This is a genomic window from Cupriavidus sp. Met-2 (assembly GCF_049843575.1).
Lineage (GTDB): Bacteria > Pseudomonadota > Gammaproteobacteria > Burkholderiales > Burkholderiaceae > Cupriavidus > Cupriavidus metallidurans.
On sequence record NZ_JBBHZL010000047.1, the window covers coordinates 1 to 2,092 of the forward strand.

The 2,092-nt window shown below is 64.0% G+C and carries 2 protein-coding genes; both read left to right on the top strand.

What is annotated here, in order from left to right:
* A partial coding sequence (istA, locus tag WD006_RS29305; protein WP_425648368.1) for an IS21 family transposase occupies positions 1-1,515 on the top strand: 1,515 nt, incomplete at its 5' end.
* Positions 1,505-2,092 (top strand): IS21-like element ISRme4 family helper ATPase IstB (gene istB, locus WD006_RS29310; RefSeq protein ID WP_425648369.1); only part of this gene is annotated, 588 nt, incomplete at its 3' end. The genes istA and istB, both read left to right, overlap by 11 nt.

Below are 2,092 nucleotides of genomic sequence, written 5' to 3' on the forward strand. Positions count from 1 at the left end.
GCCATACTGAGCATCATTCGACGCTGGCATCTTCGCGACCAGATCCCGCTGCGCGAGATCGCCAGACGCCTGGGTATTTCCAGGAATACGGTCAGGCGCTATCTGCGCACTGACGTCACAGCACCCGCCTACCCCACACGGCAGAGCCCGAGCAAGCTCGACGGCCATGCCGCCAAGCTCGCCGCGTGGCTCAAGACCGAGGCCAACAAGCCGCGTAAGCAACGACGCACGCTCAAGCAGATCCATGCCGATCTGTGTGCTCTGGGCTTCACGGGTTCCTATGATCGAGTCGCGGCGTTCGCGCGTCGCTGGCGTCAGGAACAGCAAGAGCAAGCGCGATCGTCGGGCCGCGGCACCTACATCCCCTTGCGCTTCGCCGAGGGTGAGGCCTTCCAGTTCGACTGGAGCGAGGACTGGGCCGTCATCGCCGGCGAGCGCACCAAGCTGCAGGTGGCCCAGTTCAAGCTGAGCCACAGTCGGGCCTTCTTCCTGCGCGCCTACCTGTTGCAGACCCACGAGATGCTGTTCGATGCCCATCACCATGCCTTTGTGGCGTGGGGCGGGATCCCGCGCCGCGGCATCTACGACAACATGAAGACGGCCGTCGACCGGGTGCGCCAGGGCAAGCTGCGCGACGTCAACCTGCGCTTTGGCACCATGGTCAGCCATTACCTGTTCGATGCCGAGTTCTGCAATCCAGCCTCGGGCTGGGAGAAGGGCCAGATCGAGAAGAATGTCCAGGACAGCCGTCACCGGATCTGGCAACGTGTTCCTGCCTTCGGCTCTCTGGCCGCGCTTAATGATTGGTTGGCCGACCAATGCGTGCGCCTGTGGCAGCAGACCCGCCACCCGGAGCTGGATATGACCATCTGGGAAGCCTGGTCACTGGAGCGGCCGCACCTGATGCCGGTGGGGCAGGCGTTCGACGGCTTTGTCGAACACACCAAGCGCGTGTCGCCTACCTGCCTGGTGAACTTCGAGCGCAACCGCTACAGCGTGCCTGCCTCGTTTGCCAACCGGCCCATCAGTCTGCGTGTCTATGCCACGCGGCTCTTGTTTGTCGCCGAAGGCCAGGTGATTGCCGAGCACGTACGGCACATCAATCGCGGTCACCATCCCGGCCATACGGTCTATGACTGGCGCCACTACCTCGCGGTGCTGCAGCGCAAGCCTGGCGCGCTGCGCAACGGCGCACCGTTCGCCGAGTTGCCAGAGGGCTTCCGGCGCCTGCAGGCTACGCTGCTCAAGCGGCCCGGCGGCGATCGGGAGATGGTCGAGATCTTGGCGCTTGTCCTATTGCACGACGAACAGGCCGTGCTGACCGCGGTGGAGCTGGCGCTCGAGGCAGGTGCCGCCTCCAAGCAGACCGTCCTCAATATCCTCAGCCGCCTGCTCGAAGGTGGACCGGTAGCCCCCATCACCACGCCTCAGGCGCTGGCTTTGCAGGTCGAGCCGCAGGCCAACGTCGCGCGTTATGACAGTCTGCGTGACCGGGAGGTGCCGCATGCAGCATGAAGCCATGATGGAGATGCTCAAATCCTTGAAGCTGCACGGCATGGCTCACGCGCTTGGCGACCTGGCGGCGCAGGACTCGCCGGCCTATCAGTCCGCCGTCGCCATTCTGTCTCGCCTGCTCAAGGCAGAAACCACTGAGCGTGAAGTGCGCTCGCTGGCCTATCAGATGAAGGTGGCGCGCTTTCCGGCCTACCGGGATCTGACCGGCTTCGACTTCAGTTGCAGCGAGGCCAACGAGGCGCTGGTGCGGCAACTCCACCGCTGCGAGTTCCTAGAATCCGCCCACAACGTGGTGCTGGTCGGCGGCCCTGGCACGGGCAAGACGCATCTGGGTACCGCCATCGGTGTACAGGCCGTGGAGCATCACCACCGCCGGGTGCGCTTCTTCTCGACCGTCGAACTGGTCAACGCACTGGAACTGGAGAAGGTCTCTGGCAAGCCCGGCCATCTGGCCACGCGACTGATGTACGCAGACCTGGTGATCCTCGATGAGTTGGGCTATCTGCCCTTCAGCCAGGTCGGTGGCGCATTGCTGTTTCATCTGATCAGCAAGCTCTACGAGCGCACCAGCCTGATC